Here is a 23587-nt window from a genome sequence, read left to right as displayed (position 1 = left end):
AAACGGTATAAATTGCGGTCCGTTAACCTATCAATAGTATTTGAGCTAACAAATAACTATTCTATTGGTAAGCGACATAACACTCCTCTTTTGAGGATTTTTTTGTCGGGGTTAAGGTAATGGTTTTTAAAGCTAATCGTACAAAACAAATTCATGCAATTAAATTTATTGGTATTTGCCCTCTTTGGTTCAGCGCTCATTTATTCTTGCACCCCTTCACAGGAAGGCACCAGTGTCAATGCCACAGAAGCTGAAACTGGGTTGATTATCACAGACAGTGCCGAATGGATTCCTGTAGACAGTGTCATGTCCATAATCACCTGGATCGGTAGTAAACCTACAGGTAAACACAATGGGATAATCGCCATTAAAAATGGTCAAATAGCCATTCAAGGTGATAGTTTGGCGGGAGGTCAGGTGACTATTGACTTGAATTCTGTTCGGGTGATGGACTTGAAGCCCGATTCGGAAGGATATCAAAAGCTCACAGATCATTTGCTCTCTGATGACTTCTTTGATGCTGCCAATTATCCAATTGGCACATTTGAAGTCACTGGATTGGAACCATATGACTCCACAAAACTGGAAGTAAAAGATGAGTTCATTACAGAAAATACACCGGCGCTCATCAAAGAGTTTATGGTCAAGGAACCAACCCACCTGATTTCAGGCAACCTCACACTGAGAGGCGCCACCAAGAACATTACCTTCCCAGCTGAAGTGACCATTAGGCCAGCCAAAGTGATTATTGAAGCGAAGTTTAATATTGATCGGACGGACTGGAACCTGAACTACAATAGCGAATCACGAGCTATCGATAAGGCCAAAGACAAGTTTATTTACAATACGGTAAATGTCGGGTTCAACCTGGAAGCTGTTCGTAGCGAATAATCTGACAATAAAACTGACATAATGTCATCTTGTTAGAATTGAATCTTATCTTTGCAAACCGAATAAAAAAAAGACTATGACAGAGGTTATCGCTGACTTGGAAATCCTCGATCAACAAGAGGAAAAGCAAGAGGAAAGCTGTGGAGTTAGAGTTTCCAAAGAAGGGTCAAACGACCAGGCGAGAAAGCTATACATCGAGAGCTATGGATGTCAGATGAACTTCTCTGACAGTGAGATCGTTACATCCATTCTTGAAAAAGAAGGATATGACACCACTTCATCCTTTGAAAAAGCCGATGTGATCCTATTAAATACCTGCTCCATTAGAGAGAAGGCTGAGTTGACCGTAAGAAAGCGTCTAACGCAATTCAACAAAATCAAAGCAGACAAACCAGAGATCACTATTGGGGTGCTAGGTTGTATGGCTGAGCGCTTAAAGTCTAAGTTACTTGATGAAGAAAAGATCGTGGACCTGGTAGTAGGTCCGGATGCTTACAGAGACTTGCCCAATCTGGTTAAACAAGCAGAAGATGGACATAAAGGTGTGAACACGTTTCTCTCCAGAGAGGAAACGTATGCAGACATCTCCCCTGTCCGGTTAAACTCAAATGGAGTTACCGCATTTATCTCCATCATGCGTGGATGTGACAACATGTGCTCGTTCTGCGTGGTACCATTTACCCGAGGAAGAGAGCGCTCACGCGATCCTCACTCTATCGTAAAAGAGGCTCAAGACTTGTTTGACAAAGGCTATCGGGAAGTGACTCTTCTCGGTCAAAACGTAGATTCTTACAAATGGTCCGATGAAGAAAACAATAAAGCACGCCTGGAAAAGCAAGGAATAAACGAGGTAGTGAATTTCGCAAACCTTATCGAAATGGTAGCCAAGGTCAGTCCTGATTTACGTGTGCGGTTTTCTACTTCTCACCCGAAAGACATCACCGATGAAGTACTTCATACCATGAAGAAGTTCGAGAACATCTGTAAATACATCCACCTACCAGCACAGAGTGGAAACTCTCGCGTGCTGGAGCTAATGAACAGGACTTACGACCGTGACTGGTACATCAATCGTGTAGATGCTATTCGTGACATCTTAGGTGAGGACTGTGGAATCTCCTCAGACATGATTGCGGGTTTCTGTACTGAAACGGAAGAGGAGCATCAGGATACTCTCACACTGATGGATTATGTCAAGTATGATTTTTCTTACATGTTTTTCTACTCAGAAAGACCAGGAACGCTTGCCGCGAAAAAATATGAAGATGATATTCCACTAGAGGTGAAGAAAAAGCGTCTTCAGGAGATCATCGCCAAGCAGCAAGATCTTTCACTGGAGCGAAATAAACGTGACATAGGTAAAACCTTCAAAGTGCTTATAGAGGGCTACAGCAAACGCTCCAAAGCTGACATGCAAGGACGAAACAGTGCCAACAAAGTAGTCATCTTCAAAAATAACGACTTCCAGAAAGGCCAATATATAAATGTCAGAGTCAATGACTGCACTGCAGCCACGCTCTTTGGCGAAGTAGTAGCATAAATGAATTATAGAATAGATTCAGAAGTACAATCAGTTAAGCTTCGGTTTGGGATCGTAGGAAACTCCTCCAAGCTCAACAATGCCATTCGTGTGGCCATGCAGGTGGCTCCTACCGACATGAGCGTGCTCATATCAGGTGAGAGTGGCGCAGGTAAGGAGTCTTTTTCCAAAATCATCCATAGCCTCTCCCACCGCAAGCATGGCCAGTTCATCGCTATCAACTGTGGGGCTATACCCGAGGGAACGATTGATTCGGAGCTATTTGGTCACGAGAAAGGAGCCTTCACAGGAGCTCACGAAAGCCGCAAAGGTTATTTTGAAGTAACCAATGGCGGAACCATCTTCCTCGATGAGATTGGCGAAATGCCGGTCAGTACGCAGGCTCGCTTGTTACGGGTACTGGAAAATGGAGAATTTATAAAAGTGGGATCGTCCAAAGTCCAAAAAACGGATGTGCGAGTTATTGCTGCCACAAATGTGGACTTGACAGACGCTATAGATAAGAACAAGTTTAGAGAAGATCTCTATTATCGATTGAACACGGTGCCGATACACGTGCCGGCTCTTAGAGAACGAGGTGAAGATGTTGTTTTATTATTTAGAAAATTTGCTGCCGATTTTTCAGAGAACTATAGTACCAAACCTGTGGTCCTCGATGATGAAGCAAAAGAAGTGCTCATGAAGTTTCGCTTCCCGGGCAACATACGTCAGTTAAAGAATCTGGTAGAACAAATGAGTGTACTGGAAATGGATCGTGAAATATCCGCTGAAACACTCCTCAACTACCTACCGAAGACAACCTCTTACTTACCAGCTCTGGCCAATAAGCAAGAAGATAAAGAGAACTTCTCCGAACGAGATATTTTATATAAAGTACTTTTTGACATGAAACGAGACATGTCAGAAATGAAAACGCTCATACATCAGATCTTATCAGAAGATTCCAGTAGAAGTGAAATTTTGTCTGAGCATCAGCGTTTGTTCAGTGATGTGGATTCGATTCCTAATACGAATAGCAGTGACTACTCAGAACCAGAACAGCCTCCCATCAAACCAATCATGCTGGAGTCACACCGTGAGTCCAACAGCCGGGATGAAGAGCGGGACTATGAAATAGAGGACATCACTCATGAAACTGAAGATGACGATTCCCTATCGCTGGAGAAAAAAGAAAAGGAGATGATCATCATGGCACTGAAAAAGAACAGCAACAAGCGAAAGTATGCCGCTAGAGACCTGGGGATCTCCGAAAGAACATTGTACCGAAAGATTAAGCAATATGAGATTGATAATATTTAGTGGAGTTCTGATTGGATTAGTCGGTTTAGCTGGATGTGGTGTATACGGGTTTACCGGAGCTTCTATTTCACCAGACGTTAAGACCATTTCTATTGGTACATTTTACAACAATGCCACCTTGGGTCCCTCCAATATGAGCGTCTTGTTTACAGAAGCTATCAAAGACTACTACCAACAGAACACAAGTCTGACACTGGTAGATGAAAATGGCGACCTTCAACTGGAGGGTTACATTGCTGACTACACGATCACTCCTGTTTCGGCTAGTGCATCAGGAAACAACCGTGATGCTGATTTTTCGAGTAATTCCCGAATTACCGTTTCCGTATCTTGTAGTTATATTAACACCAAGGATGATGAGTTCGATTTTGACCGTAAATTCTCGTTTTTCGTGGATTATGACCAGAATAATACGGATCTCGCCTCCGAAGAGCAGGCTTTTGTTGAAGAAATCTTTGATCAAATCATACTCGATATCTTCAATGACTCTGTGGCAAATTGGTAATTTTTTTTAATTTAGAATTTAATCAACGCTCGCCTCCTGTGAATAAACAGAAATTTGTTGAATATCTGAGAACACCATCATCGCTAGACGAACAATCCTTAAAGGAGTTGGACAGTCTTATCGAGCAGTATCCCTATTTCCAAAATGCAAGATCACTACTTGCTAAAGGAAGCAGGCAAATGAAGTCTAAAAGAGCTGCCAGTCTGATTAGCACCGCGGCGGTTTATGCTACAGATAGGGCCTTACTGAAACGATATATCAACGATCAACTAATCTTTCTCAATCCACTGCAGGTTCATGAGTCGCATGAAGCCGAGCTGGAAAGAGATATCACAGACACCATCAAAACCAGCCGTGTAGCTAGTGCCAAAGTGAAGCAAGCTGGCACTGAAGAAAAAGCTCCACCGAAAAAGCAGGTAATCAAACGCCCTGCTCCAGAGCAAAAATCCGAAGCAATTGAACACCTCCCCTCTAGTGTACCTTCAGACCTGGACAACATCATAGAAGAGCTCTACCGCGACCTGGAAGAACTTAAGGTGAACAGAGCCAAGCTCGATCAAATAGAGAACGACCTGGCAGAACAAGAGGCAGTTGACCATGCCGTGGAAAAAGCGACCAAAAAAGCACCTTCTAAAGATTCGAGCTCCTCTGATGATAAAACTACCTCCAATACGGAAGAATCTTCAGAACCAAAAGAAGAGCAGCCAGAATCTGTCAAAAGTAAAGCTATAGAGGCGGACGACTCCCCTGTTACCGAGCAAGAAACTAAAGAGGAAACAGAGGAACCTGGGAATGAAGACAAACCCATCAAGGCGTCTCAATCCAGATCTGCAAGACGAGTAAAGCTTACCAAAGAAGCTGAGCCAGACTCGTCGGAGGAAAAGAAAGACAAGAAAAAAGAAGATAAGCCGAAATCGAAGAAGTCAAGCACGAAAAAATCTACGGCAAAAAAATCCAAAGTAAAGGACAAAGCGAGCGACTCAAAGACTTCTACGAAAGCCAGGAGCACCTCAACCAAAAAGACCAGTAAGGCTAAAACATCATCTAAGTCTTCTGATAAGAAAGAGGAAGATAAGAGCGAAGGCAAAAAAGAAAAAGGTGAAACGAAAAGCCCGCCCTCCAAAAAAGCGGATCAGGAATCCATTATTGCCAATTTCATCAAAACAAACCCATCCATCTCTCCTGCTGATGCCTCCAAAATGAAGGTGTCATCCGAAGATCTTTCAGACCACAGCACCGAACTGCATCCGGATATCGCCTCCGAATACCTCGCGGAGATTTACCTCGAACAGGGCAGTTATGACCGTGCCATTCAAATATATGAAGCGCTCATAGTGCGTTTTCCTGAAAAATCAGTTTACTTTGCGGACATTATCAAAAAAATAAACGAAGAGAGATAGAATGTACGCAGTTATTGTAAGTGTTATCATCCTTGTAGCGTTGTTATTGATTCTGGTAGTACTGGCACAAAACCCAAAAGGTGGCGGACTATCCAGTCAATTTGGAGGAGCAGGCACGCAGCAGATCATGGGCGTGAAGAAAACAGGAGATATCCTTGAGAAATTAACATGGGGTTTTGCAATTGCCCTTTTGGTACTAACCATGAGTACCAACTTTGTAGTGAGGGATGAAGCAGGACAAACCATCTCCTCTCCTAACCTGGAGAATGCACAACAACAGTCTGTTATGCCACAACAAGCCATTCCTAGCGGAGATAGCGAAGGATTGGATGATCTTGGCTTGGAAGAGCCTTCAGAAGCTGATTCTACGAATTAATTTCAGTTAGTTTTCTGACTAATAGTCTTTTCGCCACGGGCAGTACCGTCTGTGGCAAAGGAAACTTCATCTTACTAATTACCAGAAATGTAGCTGGATTCGGCAATTCCCAAAAGCGTTTGGCCAGATCCAGCTTTATTTGTTCATAGGACCTACTGAAATCCTGAAAGTCATTACCCACATAGGTAGTACTGATTGCTCTAAACGTCTCATTAGAATGCTCCAACACGGACATTTGGTATCTGTAAACCTCTACGTCTCTTGATGCATCCTGATTGACCAAAACATACCCCTCCTTAGAATAGATAGGCGTAAGACCGATCATTTCCATTTCCATGTTTTCCTCCACTAGGTCAAACAGCTCTTTACCCAAACCGATAGCCTCTTCCAACTTTGGTAGTGCAAACGCAATGATGGACTCCAACTCATCCATTAGCTCGTCATCTTTAATCATCCGCTTGTAGGTAAACTGCAACTTCTGAAAGTCCGCTTTAGAAATACTTTTTGGGAAACTCTCATAGATCACTTCCTTGTTCTCCTTCACTTTTATGAGATTTTTGTAGTGCAGAATAAGATCTGAGAGAAACGGGTACAATTCAGCAAGATCAAACTTCTCCCTTATGTTCTTTAAATAGGCTAAAAGGATGTATTTCTTGTATTCGTAATCAATCATCCCTTCAGTAAGCCAGTCATGCTTTAGATCTGTCATAGTCTCAGTTTTTGTCTACTAAAATTTAAAACTGAATTCTCAAAATGGCAAACTGTCACACTATATGACAGCCTATTTTTTTGCAACTGAATTTTTGGCAGTAAAACACTGACACAACTCTGACAAACCTGACACAAATCGGTATTGGCACACTAAATGCTCTATCCCGTGCTAAACATTTAGTTCAAATTAACTAACCATAAAATAATTACAGAAATGTCAAAAGTTAATTTCAAACCACTAGCCGATAGAGTTCTGGTAGAACCTGCGGCAGCTGAAGAGAAAACTGCGTCAGGGATCATCATTCCTGATACAGCAAAGGAAAAGCCTCAGAGAGGCGAAGTTGTTGCTATTGGTACTGGTAAGAAAGATGAGCCGATCAATGTAAAAGTTGGCGACCAGGTTCTTTACGGAAAATACTCTGGCACTGAAATCTCCATCGATGGTAAAGAGTATTTGATCATGAAAGAGGCAGACATTTACGGAATCGTATAATCTAACCCATTAATAGAAAACACAAAACGAATATAACTATGGCTAAAGATATTTTCTTTGATACTGACGCGAGAGATAGCATCAAAAAAGGTGTTGACATTCTTGCAGACGCTGTTAAAGTGACCCTTGGACCTAAAGGAAGAAACGTAATTCTTGACAAGAAATTTGGTGCACCTACGGTAACAAAAGATGGTGTTTCTGTGGCGAAAGAAATTGAGCTAAAAGAGCCTATCGAAAACATGGGCGCTCAACTAGTGAAGGAAGTAGCATCTAAAACAGCTGATGACGCTGGTGATGGTACTACTACTGCTACGGTATTGACTCAGGCGATCTTCGGACACGGAATCAAAAACGTAGCTGCTGGAGCTAACCCAATGGACCTCAAAAGAGGTATCGACAAAGCAGTAGCTGAGGTAGTTAAAAACCTAAAATCTCAATCAAAGGACATCAGCACTTCTGAGGAAATCTCTCAGGTAGCTTCTGTATCTGCCAACAACGACGCAGAGATCGGTAAAATGATCGCTGACGCCATGGACAAAGTAGGCAAAGATGGTGTAATCACTGTAGAAGAGGCAAAAGGTACTGAAACTGAAGTGAAGACTGTAGAAGGTATGCAGTTTGACAGAGGTTACCTTTCTCCTTACTTTGTAACTAACACTGAGAAAATGGAAGCTGAGTTGGAAAACCCATACATCTTGATTTATGACAAGAAGGTTTCTAACATGAAGGAATTGCTTCCTATCCTTGAAGCAACTGCTCAGACAGGTAAGCCTTTGGTAATCATCTCTGAAGATGTAGAAGGTGAAGCTCTTGCTACTTTGGTAGTCAACAAAATCAGAGGATCTCTGAAAATCGCTGCAGTAAAAGCTCCAGGATTTGGTGACAGAAGAAAAGCAATGCTTGAGGATATCGCTATCCTCACTGGAGGTACTGTAATCTCTGAAGAAAGAGGTTACAAACTAGAAAATGCTACTCTTGACTACTTGGGTACTGCAGAGAAAATCAATATCGACAAAGACAACACCACTATCGTAAATGGTGCTGGCAAAGCAGAAGATATCCAAGCTCGTGTAAACCAAATCAAGCAACAAATCGAAAACACTACTTCTGATTACGACAAAGAAAAACTACAAGAAAGACTTGCTAAGCTTTCTGGTGGTGTTGCTATCCTTTACATAGGAGCAGCTACAGAAGTAGAGATGAAAGAGAAGAAAGACCGTGTAGATGATGCGCTTCACGCTACAAGAGCTGCAGTACAGGAAGGTATCGTAGCAGGTGGTGGAGTAGCTTTGATCAGAGCACTGAAATCCATCGAGAACCTGGAACTGGCTAACAACGATCAAAACACAGGTGTGAAGATCGTGTACAATGCGATCCAGGCTCCTCTCAGAACGATCGTAAGCAATGCTGGTGGCGAGCCTTCAGTAGTTGTAAATGCTGTTCTTGGCGGAAAAGATGACTATGGATTCAATGCTGCTACTGGTGAATATGTGAACATGTTCAAAGCAGGTATTATTGACCCTACTAAAGTGACACGTTTGGCATTGGAGAACGCTGCATCAATTGCTTCACTCCTATTGACTACCGAATGTGTAGTAGCTGATCATCCAGAAGAAGAAGCTGGTGCTCCAGCTATGGGTGGTGGCATGCCAGGTGGCATGGGTGGAATGATGTAATTAATTCCTATCAATATATTCAACCCTGACATCCGCCGACTGGCGGATCGTCAGGGTTTTTTATTTCCTGTCATTCTAAGCTAACTTAGATATGAATTAACACAAAATACCGCTATGACTAATTTGCTTTTTGGCATGCCTGGAGGACTCTTGATGGTCGGAATGCTACTTGTCGGCATGTTTCTGTTTGCCATTTGGATCTGGACGATCATTGATATCATCAAAGGCGAGTTTCGAGACAATAATGAAAAGGTGCTCTGGATCCTTCTGGTAGTATTATTACCATTTATTGGTACTGTCCTTTATTTTGTCATGGGGAGCAAGAATAGAATAGCCTGAAATGAAGTTCCAAAAAATACCCTTTGGTCAGTTGTCCATAGAATTTCTTTCTGTGGTATTCGCTGTGCTTTTGGCATTGGGATTGAACTCTTACAAACAATCATTAGATACCAGATCAGAGGCAAAACTCATCAAAGAGTCCATTCTTCTTGAATGCAGAACAAACTATGCCAAGATAGACAGCACACTCTCAGCTAATCAAGCATTCTATGACTACATAGATTCGCTGGTACAGCTTGGCCCGGGCGAGGTGAATAACGTATCTTTCAATTATTCTTTTGAACTACTCAATGCCTCAGCCTGGAGCATTGCGTTGAACAATAATGCCGTCAATTACCTAGATCAGGAATCTTTGTTGTTTGCTGCAGAAATCTATCATACCCAAGAATTTTATACAGACTTCACATCATCTTTTTACCAGAACCTTACTGAACACATTACCCGAATGGACGAAGTACCTCCTTACAACACAGCTTTATCTTTTTACTATAGCCTCAATGTCATGAACCCAAGTGCCAACGAATTGCAATCCAAGTATCTTGATTTTCTGGAAAAGTATGATACTAAGTAGCTAGCCATTTTATCAGTTTACCTTCACCCTTCAGACAAACCATCCTATGCGACGTATCACCCTACTATTAATCTCCTTTCTGGCCATAGAGTGCAGCATAGCTCAAGGCATCTCGTTTTCGTACCTTATTCCAAAAAACGGATATCTTTCTGCTCCAGTAAGTCCATTTTCAGTCAGAGGAATCGGAATTGGCACTAATGTGGGTATTGAAACAGGTGCTTCTCTTTACAATGTACCGGGTTTGGCAATGGATGAACTAAGCTTTACTTCAGACAAGCCACTGGTCGGGCCGCACTTTGCATTTCTAGTACCTGGAGATGTTTTTATCAAGCTACCAATGAACAAAGTCATTATTAAACTCTTTGGCGGTGGCTTTGGGTGGTGGAACATCAACACAAGACCCAATAGTGGAAATATTGACCGAGCACTGCGCTCATATGAAGGTTGGGATGTATTGAATGGTGACTGGTCAGTAGATGATCAATTAGGATTTGGCTGGCTCACTGGGATGGAGCTTCAGCTTGAATTATCCGATCAACTCACATTTACTACTGAAGCTGCCTATTTAAAAGGTGGGTCTAAAACCACACTTTCGGGCACTTACTCCGGAGGGACCTCCGGATCAGCCATAGTCACCAAGGAGCTGGGTGACGAAGGCTCTATCCTACTCGAAGGCGTTGAAATATCAATTGGAGTTATTTTCAACCGATAGCAACCACATTATCGCAGCAACTGAACCCATCCAGAACACGGTTCCTCCACCGAATCAAAACGAACCTGGTAGTAATAAACACCAGCTGCAAGTCCTTTTCCGGACCAGTCATTTTGATAATCAGAACTTTCATAAACCACTGTTCCATTCTTATCAAAAACCTCCAAAACAACCTCAAACGGTGACTGGATGACAAAAAAATCATTGACACCATCATTATTGGGAGTAAACACATTAGGGATGAGGATTTCTTCATATCTGACGGATACCTCGTGATCAATTGTACATTCATTATTTGGCTCTAGCCTGATGCTATAGCTAGCCTCATCACTATAGACATGTCTTGGGTTTGGTTCAGACGAGGTACTGCCATCTCCAAAATCCCAGTAACTATCGCTACCAAATGACCCATTATTCTTGATTTGAAATGCAATTTGACCACCACACTCATATATGGGTAACACGTCAAAATCCTCCTCTGATACTTCATTGACCCGCACATTGACCATACGCTCCTCCTCACACCCGTGCTCTGTCAGGATAGTTACCGTATAGACTACTGAAATATCTGGTTGCACTGTCGGGTTTGGAGCATTTTCATTATCCAGACCAAATGTCGGCCTCCAGGAATACTCTGTGCCACCAGAAGCCCACAGCTCCACACTTTCTCCAGCACATATGGTCTGGCCTCCTATGACGTCTACTTCGTCTTTCACCATATTGACTGTTTTAGTAACCATATCCGATTGCTGACAAGTACTTTCGTTGTAGGCGGTTAGCATCACCAAAAATTCACCCTCCGTTTGGTAAGTATGAGTGACTCTATCCTCATCTTCTACCTGCACCACCGTACCGTCACCAAAGTCCCACTCGTAGCGCCTGCCGGCCAAACTGAGATTCTCAAAAACCATCGTAAAAGGCGGACATCCATAGGTGATTCCCTCGGCATCTCCAGCTACTGTATTGGTACTAAATGCGGCTTTCAGTGAAGCAACATCAAACTTAAAAGCGGCGTTGTTGCATCGGTTATTGTTGCTTTCGTTGGTTTCAGACCAGGCTCCATCTGTGGTTGGAAAATTATCATCAGAGCCTCCACAAGAGCAAACCGACTGGTAAACCACACCCTTCTTATCAAACCTGCTTGTTCCTCCATCGACATGATCCCCATGTGCGAAACTGTTGGCACCAAAGTAAGTTGCATACAACAACTCCTCAGCTTCGGCACCAAGCTGCATCAGGTAAAAATCACTGCCATCTGAAGTGGACTGGTAAGCGTCATCTGTGATCGGAAAGCCTTCTGTATCACCCAGGGGTTTATCACTGTTTGAAGTATTTACAATTCCTCCCCATCCACTCAAAAGAATATTTCCACACTCCAGGACGCTAAATGCTGTAGGTGACAGAGCAGGAATCTGCTCCCCGGTCCCAAACACTGTAGAAAAGACCGTCTCCCCTAAATCTGGTGTAAGTTTATGTATAAAATGACCACTGTTAGTGTTGCTGTAAACACCTTCACTGACGGGGTATGAACCAGCTGTCTGACCCATCACATAAATATTGTCTTGAATGTCCAGATCCAACAAATAAACCTGGTCATAATCCGAAGTACCCAGAAAGCTACCCTGGACCAGAGCTGAAGTGGCTGGATCCAGCACTGAGACAAAGCCATCAATACCACCATGATAAGCATCATTGGTCCCTTTGGATACGAAAGGGAAGTTGACGCTCTCAGTACCTCCCCCAACTACTATTTGTGAGTTGCTATTGACTTTAACAGAATAAGCCGCGTCATCATTACTTCCTCCTAGAAAAGTGCTCCATCTCAGAGTCTGCAGTGCAGGGTCCAGTGAAAAAACAACTGCATCAGAGTTTCCACCACCATAGACTCCCTGAAATGCGTTTGCTACTGGAAAATCTTCAGATGAAGTATGGGAGGCTACAATGATATTGTCATTTTCATCGACCATCACTTCGCCCCTATTGTAATCACCATAGTTATAAATGAGGTTGTTTCCATAATTAAGACCAAATTCCTGATCTACTACCAACATACCATCATTGGCCGAACCTCCCACTAATGTGGAGTTCAACAACTTACCGTTTGGATCCAGGGTGGAAAGAAACATATCACACCCAGAAGGATAGCTGCCAAACAAGAAAAACGATACACCTCCATTAAATGATCGATCATAGGCCTTATCGGTGACAGGATAGTCCTCGGAACCAGTCGCTCCAAGGATAACCAGTTCATTCTGATGATTGACAATCATGCTCAATGGCGAATCTTGACTTGAGCCTCCTAAATAAGTGACATATTCCAGTTTACTGCCAGTAGAATCGTATTTAAGAATGGCTGCATCGGTTCCACCAGAGAAGAGTCCATTACCAGAGCTAAATCCATTGCCAAAGACAATACCACCACTATAAAATCCACCCTCCTCATCGAAGCAAGATGAATAGCCAAAATTATCTGCAACAGATCCTGAGAAGGTAGAAAAGATTAATTCAGGATCGATTATGAGTTCGTCTCCTTTTTGGTATTCCTTTCCTGGACTAAAACCAATTCTATTGCCATCCAATACATATTGGCAATCCACTGGTATGCGCTTTCCGTTGTTATACTGAAAAGCAACCGGTCTATTCTCAATCACTGAAATGGAGCCAGACTTGATAAAGGTGCATCCATCCTCCACAAACATTTCAATATTCCCAGAATAGATCAACTGGATAGCTGCAAGGTCCGCTTGTTTTCCTAAGACCAGGTCATACTTCAACTGATCATCAGCCGTGTAAAAGATCATGTCGGTATCCCTAAACACATCCTCTATTATCACCCTTTCAAAAGCACGACAAGCTGAAGCCCATTTCTCCTGGTCTCTACCTAAATAGTAATTGTACACCTCAGGTCTCTCTTTGACTCCCGTGGCGCTAACTATTCTAGGTTCAGCACCAAACAGCACCTTATAGCCGATAGCGTTTCTCGGCTGGAATGAATGAGGATGGGAAAACTTGTCCTTATCGTCGTTTTCGATAAACCGATACTCTAATCCTGAATGACTAATAATCAACTTTCCACCGGGCAGATCAGCCATGAACAAAACTTCTTTGTCCCATTGACCTTTATTTTCGATGAAAGTAATGTCGCTGTAATTGGCAGAGAGGCTAAACCGCCCCACCAAAATTAGTAACATTAAAAGGAGGTATCTGATCATTATAGCTGGCTTTGCATCAAAACTAATACATTCTATGCAACGCCAGCCACACCTTTCATTTGGATTTATTGTGATTCATCAAAAGACCAGGTTATTTCACTTCTCCCATCCACTTCTTCATGAAGCCGGACAAAACAAGGAAAACAATACCAGCGCCTACTCCTAGATAAACTACAGATAAGAACAAATCAGGAACCTGAGAAGCATCATTCGGATCGAACCCACCTGCAAACAGTCCTGCGATGAGGTTGCCCAGAGCTGTAGCTACGAACCAGATACCCATCATTTGTGAGTAATACTTACGTGGAGCTAATTTGGTGGTAGCACTAAGGCCCACTGGACTTAGAGTTAACTCTCCCGTAGTATGCAGCATGTAAGTAAATATAAGCCAACCCATACCCGCTTTAGCACCAGTAGCGGCAATTAAAGCAGCAAAGTACATCACCAGAAAGCCTAATGCCATAAAGATCAGGCCTATACCAAATTTAACCGGTGTATGCGGGTTCATTTGCCTGGCCGAGAGCCTGATCCAAATGGCCCCGAATACTGGAGACAGGACGATAATAAAAAATGGATTGAAGTTTTGAAGAACACCAGCAGGTAACTCATAACCAAAGATAAATCGGTCCGTGTAGTCTCTGGAAAACAAGTTGAGCGTGGAGCCAGCTTGCTCAAATCCTGCCCAGAAAATAGCAGCTCCAATGAATAATAGGAAAATAACGAATACTTGTTTTCGTTCCTGCGTATTCAGACCTCCAGAAATGAATATGTTGGCAAAGTAAGCCAGCGTAATACCGACAATTAAATAACCTGTAATTTCAGCAATACCAGGAGCAGTGGTTACATCTACTACTTTCAAATACTGAAGCAAAGCAATTAAAAGGATCGAACCAATCACCAGCGCATAGGTGAAGGTATTACTAGTTCTTTCTCCTGGTAATTTAACCTTCTTCTCAGGCTTCTCTCCGATACCCTTAAGCGTACCAAGCGACAGTCTATACTGAACCAACCCTAAAAACATTCCTACTGCAGCGGCTCCAAATCCCATGTGCCAGTCTACCTTTTCACCTAGAAAACTTACCACAGTTTGTCCGAGCAATGACCCAATATTGATCCCCATGTAAAAAATAGAAAAACCAGCATCTCTTTTGGCTCCTTTATCATCACCATATAGATCTCCTACTATGGAACTAATGTTGGGCTTAAGGAATCCAGTACCTATGGCTACAAAAGCAAGCCCCAGGAAGAATATCTCCTGACTGCCTGGAATCGCCAACACGAGGTGACCAATCATGATCAAAATCCCCCCATACCAAATGGACTTCTGCTGTCCGAATACATTGTCAGCTAACCAGCCGCCAGGGAGCGAAAGCAGATAGACAGCAGCAGTGTACAAACCATACACGGCAGCAGATGTCTCCACATCTAATCCGAGACCTTGCTGAGCTGTCTCAGTGGTCATGAATAATATCAGGATGGCTCGCATACCGTAGTAGCTGAAGCGCTCCCACATCTCGGTAAAGAATAAAGTTGCTAGGCCTCTGGGGTGTCCTAAAAAAGTCTTTTCCGCACTCATTCAGTCGTTCTTTTATATTGGGTTAATGATACATTTTTCCAAATCGGCAATAATAAGCAAAATCTAATAAATGGCGCGGCAAATGCTCCAGAGGTCACAAATAAAGCTGCATAATATTCGGAAAGTTTCTAATTCTAATAATTCCAAGCTAACTTCGCTTGCAAACGTTTTCAATAGCTGTAAACGCAGATATTTAGCATAACCCATAAAACCCCAAAATAGACGAATGGACGTTTTGAACCCTACTAAAGGACCCCAATCGAAAACCGGAAACATGCAAGAATTCGGATTAAAATCTCAAAAAAATGACCTCAGTACGCTGAACATGACCGTAAGGGAAGCGCACTGGAATCTTAGTCAGGCTGAACTCATAGAAGAAGCCGTTCTCAACAAAGAAGCACACCTGGCCGATTCAGGCGCTTTGATGTGTGATACTGGCAAGTTCACTGGAAGATCCCCAAAAGACCGTTTTATTGTGAAGGATGACAAAACCAAAGATGCCGTTTGGTGGGGAGATATCAACATACCTTTTTCAGAATCCAACTTCGATCAGCTCTACGCCAAAATGATGTCCTTTTTGGAGGATAAAAAAGTATACGTACGAGATGCCTATGCCGGCGCTGACAAAACCCACCGGTTGAGAATTAGAGTGGTAAATACGATGGCCTGGCATAACCTCTTTTGTTACAACATGTTCCTACGTCCGGAACAGTACAAACTAGAGAGTTTCGATCCAAACTTCACCATTATCTGTGTGCCTGAATTTGAAGCAGATCCTGAAGTAGACGGTACTCGCCAGAAAAACTTCGCGATTGTTAACTTCACTAAGCGGATGATACTCATCGGAGGAACAGGCTACTCCGGAGAAATGAAAAAAGGAATTTTCTCTGTTCTCAACTTCATTTTACCTCATGAAGAGAACGTACTCTCCATGCACTGCTCTGCTAACATGGGCATTGAAGATCGTGATACGGCCATCTTTTTTGGTTTGTCTGGAACAGGTAAAACTACCCTCTCTGCAGACCCAAATAGATTGTTAATCGGAGATGATGAGCATGGATGGACGGAGAAAAACGTATTCAACTTCGAGGGTGGATGTTATGCCAAAGTAATAGACCTTAGTGAAGAGAAGGAACCGGATATTTGGAACGCTATTAAGTATGGCGCTATTCTGGAGAATACACGTTTCAAGCCTGGTACAAGAGAAGTAGACTACACCAACTGCGAGGTAACCGAAAACACTCGAGTTTCCTATCCTATCTATCACATCAGAAATGCGGTGGATCCATCCATCGGCGGAATACCAAAGAACATCTTTTTCCTGACATGCGATGCTTTTGGAGTAATCCCTCCTATCCAGCGATTATCCAAAGGACAAGCCATGTATCACTTTATATCAGGATACACCTCCAAAGTGGCCGGTACAGAAGCTGGTGTCACAGAACCTCAGCTAGTGTTTAGTGCTTGTTTTGGCTCGCCATTCTTACCGCTGCACCCAGCCAGGTATGCGGAGCTACTCGGAAAGAAAATGGAAGAACATGACACGAATGTTTGGTTAATCAACACGGGCTGGACTGGAGGTCCATATGGTGTAGGGAAACGCATCAGCCTAAAGTATACCCGAGCCATGATCTCTGCAGCACTCAGTGGAGTACTGAACAATGTGGGCTACCGGAAACACTCTATCTTCGGCGCTGAGATACCACTCACCTGTCCCAATGTGCCTAATGAAATACTTTCACCTCGAGAGACCTGGAAAAACGATCAGGCCTTTTACAAAAAGGCTAACGACCTGGCTCGTAAGTTCAATGATAACTTCAGCAAGTTTGAGGAGTTTGCCAACGATGAAATTATGGCTGGACAGCCAAAACCTAATCCCAACTATGAGTGATTATTAAAATCACCCACCTAACGAAAAAGCTCAGTCTACACAGATTGAGCTTTTTTTTTGACAAATAACAGCAACCTCCATGCATCAAGTCACAGTACTCAATGACCCAGGTCATCGATTGCGGATGTTCGGTGAGCGATCTTCGTGTAGTCTTAATCAACAACGAAAAAACATGGAAGAATTCGGTCTAAAATCCACCAAATGCGGTCTAGAAGCTGCAGGCGTGAAAAAAGTAAAGCAAGCCTTTTGGAACCTTACTGCTACTGAACTCACAGAAATAGCTGTGAGAGAAAACGAAGGTCATCTGACAGATACAGGTGCCCTAATGTGTGATACAGGAAAATTTACAGGACGCTCTCCACAGGATCGTTTCATTGTGAAGGACGAACTAACAGAAAAAGAAGTCTGGTGGGGTAAAATCAACAAACCAATATCTCCTGAAAGCTTTGATCGCATCTACGCAAAAATGATCGGGTACCTTGAAGACAAAAAAGTCTACGTAAGAGATGCATATGCAGGTGCTGACACCTCCCATCAACTCAAACTTCGTGTGGTCAACACCATGGCTTGGCACAACCTCTTCTGTTACAATATGTTCATCAATCCACCGGATTATAAACTGGAAGACTTTGTACCAAACTTCACCATCATTGCTTGTCCTGAATTCGAAGCGGACCCTGAGACTGATGGTGTGAGACAAACGAATTTCGCCATTCTCAACATGACCAAGCGCATGATTTTGATAGGGGGCACAGCCTACTCTGGTGAAATGAAAAAAGGCATCTTCTCAGTACTTAACTTCCTGCTACCAACTAAGGACAAAGTACTCCCAATGCACTGCTCTGCCAACATGGGAATAGAAGAGCACGATACTGCCATCTTTTTTGGACTATCTGGCACAGGTAAGACCACTCTATCTGCCGATCCAAACAGACTTCTCATAGGTGATGATGAACACGGATGGACTAAAACGAACGTATTCAACTTTGAAGGTGGATGTTATGCCAAAGTAATTGACCTTACAGAAGAAAATGAGCCCGATATTTGGAATGCAATTAAGTATGGCGCCATTCTGGAGAATACCAGGTTTATACCAAATACGCGTACTGTTGACTTCTCCAATACGGAGGTAACAGAGAATACCAGGGTATCCTATCCGATAGATCACATTCGAAATACTGTTAAGCCATCTATTGGTGGAGTTCCTAAAAACATCTTCTTCCTCACCTGTGATGCTTTTGGTGTGATGCCTCCAATCATGAGATTGACCAAGGGTCAGACTATGTATCACTTCATATCTGGCTATACTTCAAAAGTCGCGGGAACAGAAGCAGGAGTAACAGAACCTCAGCCGGTATTCTCAGCGTGTTTTGGGGCACCATTCATGCCATTGCATCCTACCAGATATGCAGAGCTACTGGGTCAGAAAATGGAAGAAAATGAAGTGAATGTCTGGTTGGTCAATACTGGATGGACTGGCGGCCCGTACGGTGTTGGTAGCAGAATCCGCTTGAAGTATACCAGAGCCATGATCACAGCAGCACTTTCAGGAGTATTGGATAATGTGGGTTACCGAAACCACTCCATCTTCGGAGCTGAAATGCCTACCACGTGTCCTGGTGTTCCTAACGAGATTCTTAGTCCGAAAGAAACATGGCAAAATGATAAGGCATTTTATGAAAAAGCGAATCAGCTGGCTGATAAATTCAAAGCCAACTTTGATCAGTTCAGAGAATTTGCCAATGATGAAATACTAAGTGGAGAGCCTCAACCTAACCTGGCTTTCGTGGAAGAATCCACACTCTAATTTTCATAGCAGATTAGTAGAGCAAATGAGGGCACCTAGTAGGGTGTCCTCATTTTTTTGTGTAAAATTACCGCATGAAAATAGCAATCATAGCTCACGATGGAAAAAAGGCCGATATGGTCGCCTTTTTATTGAACTATAAAGAGCACCTGGCAAAAGTAGAATTGATTTCCACGGGAACAACAGGCTCTCATGCCGAAAAAGCAGGTTTAAAGGTGCATAAATACCTGTCAGGACCTCTTGGGGGTGATGCGCAAATAGCAGCTGAAGCTGCCGAGAAGAAGCTTGATCTGGTCATCTTCTTTAGAGACCCAATGGACAAACACCCACATGAACCAGATGTACAAATGCTTATGCGAATATGCGATGTGCATAATATTCCATTGGCCACCAACCCGGCTGCAGCGCAGCTGATGATGGATAGTAAACTCAAATCTTTCTAATTAGGCAAGCTGCAGCGGTAAATGAACTAGCTGTATAAGGATAGCTAGCCCATCAGAGCCCCGGCTATAGCTGCAGTCATCATGGTAGCTAGAGTAGCTGCTACCAATGCGCGCATACCAAGCTTAGAGATATTGCCCTGCTGGGTTGGTGCCATACCTCCTATTCCTCCTATTTGAATGGCAATAGAACTAAAATTGGCAAACCCGCACAACGCGTAAGTGGCAATGACTACTGACTTATCGTCCAACACCCCAGCAGCAACAAACTCAGACAAACCTAGATAAGCCACAAATTCATTCACCACAACCTTTTGTCCAAGAAGGCTTCCAACCTGTAAGGATTGATCCCATTCCACACCGATCATGAAGGCGAAAACTCTGAAGATTTGACCGAGAAGATACTCCAATGAAAATCCATCAAAACTTCCATCAGTTGAAGATACTATAAGTGCATTCAGTCCTGTAAAGTCTCCGATGGCCATGAGCAAGTAATTCACTGCAGCAATAATGGCTATAAAAGCCAGCAACATAGCGCCAATGTTCAGCGCCAATTTCAGCCCATCACTGGCCCCTCTTGCCAACGCATCGACCAGATTCACTCCCATGGTGTCAGTAGACACTGTCAGGTCAGTATTGATTTGGTCTTTGTAAAGCTCCGGAAGCATGATTTTGGACATCACAATGGCTGCCGGTGCATTCATAATAGAGGCACTCAACAGGTAAGCTGCAAACTTCTCTTGCTGAGACGGATCGCCTCCTCCTAGAAATGCTACATATCCCGCTAGTACACCTCCAGCGATAGTAGCCATACCTCCCGTCATCAAACACATCAGTTCTGAACGGGTCATATTGGGAACAAAAGGTCTTACCAGCAATGGGGCTTCCGTCTGACCCAAAAAGATATTACCTGCGGCTGATAATGATTCTGCACCAGATAGTTTCATGGTTCTGGCCATTACCCAGGCTATACCTTTGACAATCCATTGCAATACACCCAGATAATAAAGACCGGATGTTAAGGTGGAAAAGAAAATGACTGTTGGTAGTACTTTCAGAGCGAATATGAAGCCCATATTCTCAGTATCCATTAAACTACCAAAAAGGAAATTGGATCCTTCATCAGCAAAACTCAGAAGAACCACGAACTGGTTACTTACCCAGTTAAACGCAGCCCTCACAAAATTAATTTGTGTTATAAGAATACCGAAAATCAACTGCAATCCTATGCCTGTACCTACGAGTCTCCAGTCGATAGACTTTCGGTTAAGAGAAAAGGCAAATGCAACCCCAACGATAAAAATGAGGCCAATTGCAGCCCTTACAATATCCATGAACAAATGTTAGTTTCTTCGATTGATTTCGTCCCTGATCTTGGCTGCACGCTCATAATCCTCTTGAGCTAATGCCTCATCCAATAGTTTATTTAGCTGATCAGATGGAAGGTCTTCCATTTTCTTAGCGACTGGCTCTGGCTTACTCGATTGACTGGATTTTTGCTTCACATCGGTAATCTCCTCCTCTTCATCGGTAAGCACGATACCTGCTTCAGTCAAGATCGACTCATTGGTGTAAATATCCACATTGAAACGAAGACCTATGGCTATAGCATCTGATGGTCTTGCATCAATTTCAAACTCTTTACCATTGCTTTCGCATAGAATCTTGGCAAAAAATACTCCTTCCTTCAAGTCAGAGATATAAATCTCCTTGATATCATAGCCAATATTAAAGGCAAATGACTTGAATAGGTCATGTGTCATCGGACGATTAGGGGTGATCTTCTCTATCTCAATAGCTATAGCCTGAGCTTCGAACATACCAATGATAATCGGTAGTCTCCTGTTGGAGCCTACTTCTCCTAAAACAAGGGCGAATGAGCCCGATTGTGACTGACTTGAAGAAAGTCCGAGTATTTCTAGTTTAATTTTATCTGCCATTAACCTTGCTGTGCTTTGATAGCTTCAGTTAGTTTAGGTACTACCTCAAAAGCATCACCCACTACTCCATAATCTGCAGCTTTAAAAAATGGTGCCTCCGGGTCTTTATTTATTACTAAAATGTATTTCGATGAGTTCACCCCAGCCAAGTGCTGAATCGCTCCAGATATACCGACTGCAATGTATAAAGAAGGGCTCACTTTCACACCCGTTTGGCCAACATGTTCGTGGTGTGGTCTCCAGTCCATATCAGACACAGGCTTGCTACACCCAGTTGCCGCACCGATAGTTTTAGCCAACTCTTCAATCATTCCCCAATTTTCAGGACCTTTTAAACCCCGACCACCAGACACTACCAGATCAGCTTCTGGAAGCAATATTTCGCCTGTTGCCTTTTCTCTGTTGGTCACTTTTACTTTAAAATCAGCTTCATTTTTAGCTGGAGCAAAGTTCTCTAAGGATGCAGATCCTCCATCTTCTTTTACAGCCACGGCATTCTTCTTCAACCCAAGGATTTTCTTATCTCCAGACAAGGTATTGATGGCAAAAGCCTTGCCTGTGTAAATGCTACATTTCACTTTAAATCCATCCGAGGTGTCTGGAAGATCTACTACGTTGGTGGCTAGTGATGCGTTGACCTTGATAGCTACTCTTGCTGATACCGGGTCTCCAAGGGACGATTTGGCCAGTACCAGCAGACTACTTCCTTCTTTTTCCATTGCTTCAGCAATAGCTGACGCATAGGCCATGATGTTTGGCTGGGCCAATTCATCATCCGATACATGAAGTACTTTGGCGGCTCCAGCGGCGCCAATCTTATCAGCTTCACCATCGTTCAATGCACCAAATACGATAGCTGTAACCTCACCTTCCACTGATGAAGCATAGCTAACTGCTTCCAGTGATGACTTTTTAACTAATCCTTCTTCTATTTCTACAAATGCTAATGCTGACATCTTATAATACTTTTGCGTCGTTCTTCAATAGGTTTACTAGTTCATCCAGATTATCCGGATCGATGAGTTTTACATCGCCTTTGGCAGGTGGCATCTCAAAACTCTCTGATTTTACTGGGGATTCATCGCCAGTTGGCTCTACTACGTTTAGGGGTTTTGTACGAGCAGACATGATTCCTCTCATGTTCGGAATCTTCCATTCGGCTATTGGCTCCTGGCATCCCGCCACAAATGGCAACTCCAGTTCCATGTATTCTTTACCACCTTCTATCTCCCGCTGGATTTTAGCTGTAGTTCCCTCTACATCTAAAACCATCACTGGAGATACTGACGGTAAGCCCATAAGTTCGCCAACCATACTGTGAACCTGACCTCCATTGAAGTCGATAGACTCACGTCCCATCAAGATCAAATCATATTCACCTTCTTCGGCTACCTTAGCGATTTGCTTAGCCACAAAATAAGCATCTGTAGGAAATGCATTCACTCTAATGGCATCATCAGCACCTATTGCAAGGGCCTTTCTAATAGTAGGTTCTGTCTCTGCTTCTCCTACATTAAGCACCGTGATGGAGCCTCCGCTAGCCTCCTTTAGTTCCACCGCTCTGGCAAGTGCATAATCATCATAGGGGCCGATGATAAACTGCACCCCAGTTTTGTCGAATTTGGTGTTGTTATCCGTAAAAGAAATCTTTGACGTTGTATCCGGAACGTGCGTTATACAAACAAGTATTTTCATAAAATTTCAGGGAAAAATTGCTTATTTAAATTTGCTTTCGAAGTTAGCCAATAATCAAATAAATAAAAATCAGCGCGATGAATCCAGACCGAATCAAACAACTAGAAAAGTTCCTTCAAGAAGACCCGAATGACGCTTTTTCCAAATATGCGTTGGCACTGGAATACCTTCCTATTAATAAAGCTAAAAGCAGCGAATTGTTTGACGATTTGTTAGAAAACCATCCAGACTACATAGGCACTTACTATCATGCCGCCGCACTTCATTCCGAGTTGGGTCATATGGACCGTGCTGAAAGCATCTATCAAAAAGGAATTGCCAAAGCAGAATCTTTGAATGAAGCTCACGCACTGCGTGAACTTAACTCCGCTTACCTCAACTTTCAGTTTGAGAATGATTAAGAGCTATTTATCAGTATTATATTTTACAATAAATCATTTTTCAATTTATTATTTTGATAAATACATTTTTTACCTAATTTTATAACTACATTTTCATCACTTCTTAAAAATT

At 42.9% G+C, this 23587-nt stretch carries 22 protein-coding genes; 15 read left to right on the top strand and 7 right to left on the bottom strand.

Going from position 1 to position 23587, the window contains the following annotated elements; genetic code table 11:
• Positions 1-153 precede the first annotated feature (153 nt).
• From ACO067_RS21960 to secG, 6 genes are all read left to right on the top strand, one after another.
• A complete protein-coding gene (locus ACO067_RS21960; RefSeq protein WP_421878238.1) occupies positions 154-891 on the top strand; it encodes a YceI family protein in 738 nt (245 codons plus the stop codon).
• A gap of 76 nt (positions 892-967) precedes the next feature.
• Entirely contained in the window at positions 968-2431 is a 1464-nt protein-coding gene (gene miaB / locus ACO067_RS21955; protein ID WP_421878236.1) for a tRNA (N6-isopentenyl adenosine(37)-C2)-methylthiotransferase MiaB, read from the top strand.
• A complete protein-coding gene (locus ACO067_RS21950) occupies positions 2432-3730 on the top strand; it encodes a sigma-54 interaction domain-containing protein (RefSeq protein WP_421878234.1) in 1299 nt (432 codons plus the stop codon).
• Positions 3711-4235, top strand: coding sequence for an LPS assembly lipoprotein LptE (gene lptE, locus ACO067_RS21945; RefSeq protein ID WP_421878232.1), 525 nt, complete (start codon positions 3711-3713; stop codon positions 4233-4235). The genes ACO067_RS21950 and lptE overlap by 20 nt, the downstream gene beginning before the upstream one ends.
• 38 nt (positions 4236-4273) lie before the next feature.
• The gene (locus ACO067_RS21940) at positions 4274-5635 is read left to right on the top strand and encodes a tetratricopeptide repeat protein (RefSeq protein WP_421878230.1); all 1362 of its coding nucleotides are present in this window, start codon (positions 4274-4276) and stop codon (positions 5633-5635) included.
• A gap of 1 nt (position 5636) precedes the next feature.
• Positions 5637-6011, top strand: a complete 375-nt coding sequence (secG, locus tag ACO067_RS21935; protein ID WP_421878228.1) for a preprotein translocase subunit SecG — start codon at positions 5637-5639, stop codon at positions 6009-6011.
• Here secG and ACO067_RS21930 read toward each other — a convergent pair.
• Positions 6001-6720 (bottom strand): hypothetical protein, encoded by a 720-nt coding sequence (locus ACO067_RS21930; protein WP_421878226.1) that lies wholly within the window; start codon positions 6718-6720, stop codon positions 6001-6003. The genes secG and ACO067_RS21930 overlap by 11 nt on opposite strands.
• Before the next feature lie 216 nt (positions 6721-6936).
• On the opposite strand from ACO067_RS21930, the gene ACO067_RS21925 reads away from it, so the two are divergent.
• The 5 genes from ACO067_RS21925 (at position 6937) to ACO067_RS21905 (ending at position 10513) form a co-directional block, all read left to right on the top strand.
• On the top strand, positions 6937-7215 hold the full coding sequence (locus ACO067_RS21925) for a co-chaperone GroES (protein WP_421878224.1): 279 nt from the start codon (positions 6937-6939) through the stop codon (positions 7213-7215).
• 38 nt (positions 7216-7253) lie between these two features.
• A complete protein-coding gene (groL, locus tag ACO067_RS21920; RefSeq protein WP_421878222.1) occupies positions 7254-8891 on the top strand; it encodes a chaperonin GroEL in 1638 nt (545 codons plus the stop codon).
• A gap of 114 nt (positions 8892-9005) precedes the next feature.
• Positions 9006-9230, top strand: coding sequence for a PLDc N-terminal domain-containing protein (locus ACO067_RS21915; protein WP_421878220.1), 225 nt, complete (start codon positions 9006-9008; stop codon positions 9228-9230).
• A gap of 1 nt (position 9231) precedes the next feature.
• A complete protein-coding gene (locus ACO067_RS21910; RefSeq protein WP_421878218.1) occupies positions 9232-9801 on the top strand; it encodes a hypothetical protein in 570 nt (189 codons plus the stop codon).
• A 46-nt stretch (positions 9802-9847) separates the two neighbouring features.
• On the top strand, positions 9848-10513 hold the full coding sequence (locus ACO067_RS21905; protein WP_421878216.1) for a hypothetical protein: 666 nt from the start codon (positions 9848-9850) through the stop codon (positions 10511-10513).
• A gap of 8 nt (positions 10514-10521) precedes the next feature.
• On the opposite strand, the gene ACO067_RS21900 is transcribed toward ACO067_RS21905, so the two are convergent.
• Together ACO067_RS21900 and ACO067_RS21895 are read right to left on the bottom strand one after the other, a co-directional pair.
• A complete protein-coding gene (locus tag ACO067_RS21900; protein WP_421878214.1) occupies positions 10522-13704 on the bottom strand; it encodes a gliding motility-associated C-terminal domain-containing protein in 3183 nt (1060 codons plus the stop codon).
• Between the two features lie 112 nt (positions 13705-13816).
• Entirely contained in the window at positions 13817-15301 is a 1485-nt protein-coding gene (locus ACO067_RS21895) for a peptide MFS transporter (protein ID WP_421878212.1), read from the bottom strand.
• A gap of 274 nt (positions 15302-15575) precedes the next feature.
• Here ACO067_RS21895 and pckA (ACO067_RS21890) point away from each other — a divergent pair, with 274 nt between their 5' ends.
• The 3 genes from pckA (ACO067_RS21890) to ACO067_RS21880 all read left to right on the top strand — a co-directional run bounded on the left by pckA (ACO067_RS21890) (position 15576) and on the right by ACO067_RS21880 (position 19442).
• Entirely contained in the window at positions 15576-17192 is a 1617-nt protein-coding gene (pckA, locus tag ACO067_RS21890) for a phosphoenolpyruvate carboxykinase (ATP) (RefSeq protein WP_421878340.1), read from the top strand.
• A gap of 172 nt (positions 17193-17364) precedes the next feature.
• On the top strand, positions 17365-18999 hold the full coding sequence (pckA, locus tag ACO067_RS21885; RefSeq protein ID WP_421878338.1) for a phosphoenolpyruvate carboxykinase (ATP): 1635 nt from the start codon (positions 17365-17367) through the stop codon (positions 18997-18999).
• Between the two features lie 74 nt (positions 19000-19073).
• On the top strand, positions 19074-19442 hold the full coding sequence (locus ACO067_RS21880) for a methylglyoxal synthase (RefSeq protein WP_421878210.1): 369 nt from the start codon (positions 19074-19076) through the stop codon (positions 19440-19442).
• 44 nt (positions 19443-19486) lie between these two features.
• On the opposite strand, the gene ACO067_RS21875 is transcribed toward ACO067_RS21880, so the two are convergent.
• From ACO067_RS21875 to ACO067_RS21860, 4 genes are read right to left on the bottom strand one after another with little or no spacing between them, the layout of a single operon-like run.
• Positions 19487-20773, bottom strand: a complete 1287-nt coding sequence (locus ACO067_RS21875) for a NupC/NupG family nucleoside CNT transporter (protein WP_421878208.1) — start codon at positions 20771-20773, stop codon at positions 19487-19489.
• Positions 20774-20782: 9 nt separating this feature from the next.
• Positions 20783-21379 carry a bifunctional nuclease domain-containing protein gene (locus ACO067_RS21870; protein WP_421878206.1) on the bottom strand — a complete coding sequence of 199 codons (597 nt, stop codon included), beginning with the start codon at positions 21377-21379 and terminating at the stop codon, positions 20783-20785.
• A complete protein-coding gene (locus ACO067_RS21865) occupies positions 21379-22335 on the bottom strand; it encodes an electron transfer flavoprotein subunit alpha/FixB family protein (protein ID WP_421878204.1) in 957 nt (318 codons plus the stop codon). Before ACO067_RS21865 ends, ACO067_RS21870 begins: the two co-directional genes overlap by 1 nt.
• A gap of 1 nt (position 22336) precedes the next feature.
• Complete coding sequence (locus ACO067_RS21860) at positions 22337-23074, bottom strand: electron transfer flavoprotein subunit beta/FixA family protein (protein WP_421878202.1); 738 nt, start codon at positions 23072-23074, stop codon at positions 22337-22339.
• Positions 23075-23151: 77 nt separating this feature from the next.
• Between ACO067_RS21860 and ACO067_RS21855 the strand changes: the two genes are divergently transcribed.
• Positions 23152-23475 (top strand): tetratricopeptide repeat protein, encoded by a 324-nt coding sequence (locus ACO067_RS21855; protein WP_421878200.1) that lies wholly within the window; start codon positions 23152-23154, stop codon positions 23473-23475.
• Positions 23476-23587 lie beyond the last annotated feature (112 nt).

The sequence above is a fragment of the Marinoscillum sp. genome (assembly GCF_965229915.1).
In the GTDB taxonomy this organism is placed as follows: Bacteria; Bacteroidota; Bacteroidia; order Cytophagales; family Cyclobacteriaceae; genus Marinoscillum.
This window is presented reverse-complemented; position numbering and strand designations above follow the sequence as displayed.

What these genes read in the sequence shown, in the direction of transcription:
- pckA (WP_421878340.1), top strand. Translation starts at nt 15,576, where the DNA reads ATGCAAGAATTCGGATTAAAATCTCAAAAAAATGACCTCAGTACGCTG.
- ACO067_RS21870 (WP_421878206.1), bottom strand. Translation starts at nt 21,379, where the DNA reads ATGGCAGATAAAATTAAACTAGAAATACTCGGACTTTCTTCAAGTCAG.
- ACO067_RS21900 (WP_421878214.1), bottom strand. Translation starts at nt 13,704, where the DNA reads ATGTTACTAATTTTGGTGGGGCGGTTTAGCCTCTCTGCCAATTACAGC.
- lptE (WP_421878232.1), top strand. Translation starts at nt 3,711, where the DNA reads ATGAGATTGATAATATTTAGTGGAGTTCTGATTGGATTAGTCGGTTTA.
- ACO067_RS21960 (WP_421878238.1), top strand. Translation starts at nt 154, where the DNA reads ATGCAATTAAATTTATTGGTATTTGCCCTCTTTGGTTCAGCGCTCATT.
- groL (WP_421878222.1), top strand. Translation starts at nt 7,254, where the DNA reads ATGGCTAAAGATATTTTCTTTGATACTGACGCGAGAGATAGCATCAAA.
- secG (WP_421878228.1), top strand. Translation starts at nt 5,637, where the DNA reads ATGTACGCAGTTATTGTAAGTGTTATCATCCTTGTAGCGTTGTTATTG.
- pckA (WP_421878338.1), top strand. Translation starts at nt 17,365, where the DNA reads ATGGAAGAATTCGGTCTAAAATCCACCAAATGCGGTCTAGAAGCTGCA.
- ACO067_RS21875 (WP_421878208.1), bottom strand. Translation starts at nt 20,773, where the DNA reads ATGGATATTGTAAGGGCTGCAATTGGCCTCATTTTTATCGTTGGGGTT.
- ACO067_RS21925 (WP_421878224.1), top strand. Translation starts at nt 6,937, where the DNA reads ATGTCAAAAGTTAATTTCAAACCACTAGCCGATAGAGTTCTGGTAGAA.
- ACO067_RS21865 (WP_421878204.1), bottom strand. Translation starts at nt 22,335, where the DNA reads ATGTCAGCATTAGCATTTGTAGAAATAGAAGAAGGATTAGTTAAAAAG.
- ACO067_RS21930 (WP_421878226.1), bottom strand. Translation starts at nt 6,720, where the DNA reads ATGACAGATCTAAAGCATGACTGGCTTACTGAAGGGATGATTGATTAC.
- ACO067_RS21910 (WP_421878218.1), top strand. Translation starts at nt 9,232, where the DNA reads ATGAAGTTCCAAAAAATACCCTTTGGTCAGTTGTCCATAGAATTTCTT.
- ACO067_RS21880 (WP_421878210.1), top strand. Translation starts at nt 19,074, where the DNA reads ATGAAAATAGCAATCATAGCTCACGATGGAAAAAAGGCCGATATGGTC.
- ACO067_RS21895 (WP_421878212.1), bottom strand. Translation starts at nt 15,301, where the DNA reads ATGAGTGCGGAAAAGACTTTTTTAGGACACCCCAGAGGCCTAGCAACT.
- ACO067_RS21855 (WP_421878200.1), top strand. Translation starts at nt 23,152, where the DNA reads ATGAATCCAGACCGAATCAAACAACTAGAAAAGTTCCTTCAAGAAGAC.
- ACO067_RS21950 (WP_421878234.1), top strand. Translation starts at nt 2,432, where the DNA reads ATGAATTATAGAATAGATTCAGAAGTACAATCAGTTAAGCTTCGGTTT.
- ACO067_RS21860 (WP_421878202.1), bottom strand. Translation starts at nt 23,074, where the DNA reads ATGAAAATACTTGTTTGTATAACGCACGTTCCGGATACAACGTCAAAG.
- ACO067_RS21905 (WP_421878216.1), top strand. Translation starts at nt 9,848, where the DNA reads ATGCGACGTATCACCCTACTATTAATCTCCTTTCTGGCCATAGAGTGC.
- miaB (WP_421878236.1), top strand. Translation starts at nt 968, where the DNA reads ATGACAGAGGTTATCGCTGACTTGGAAATCCTCGATCAACAAGAGGAA.
- ACO067_RS21915 (WP_421878220.1), top strand. Translation starts at nt 9,006, where the DNA reads ATGACTAATTTGCTTTTTGGCATGCCTGGAGGACTCTTGATGGTCGGA.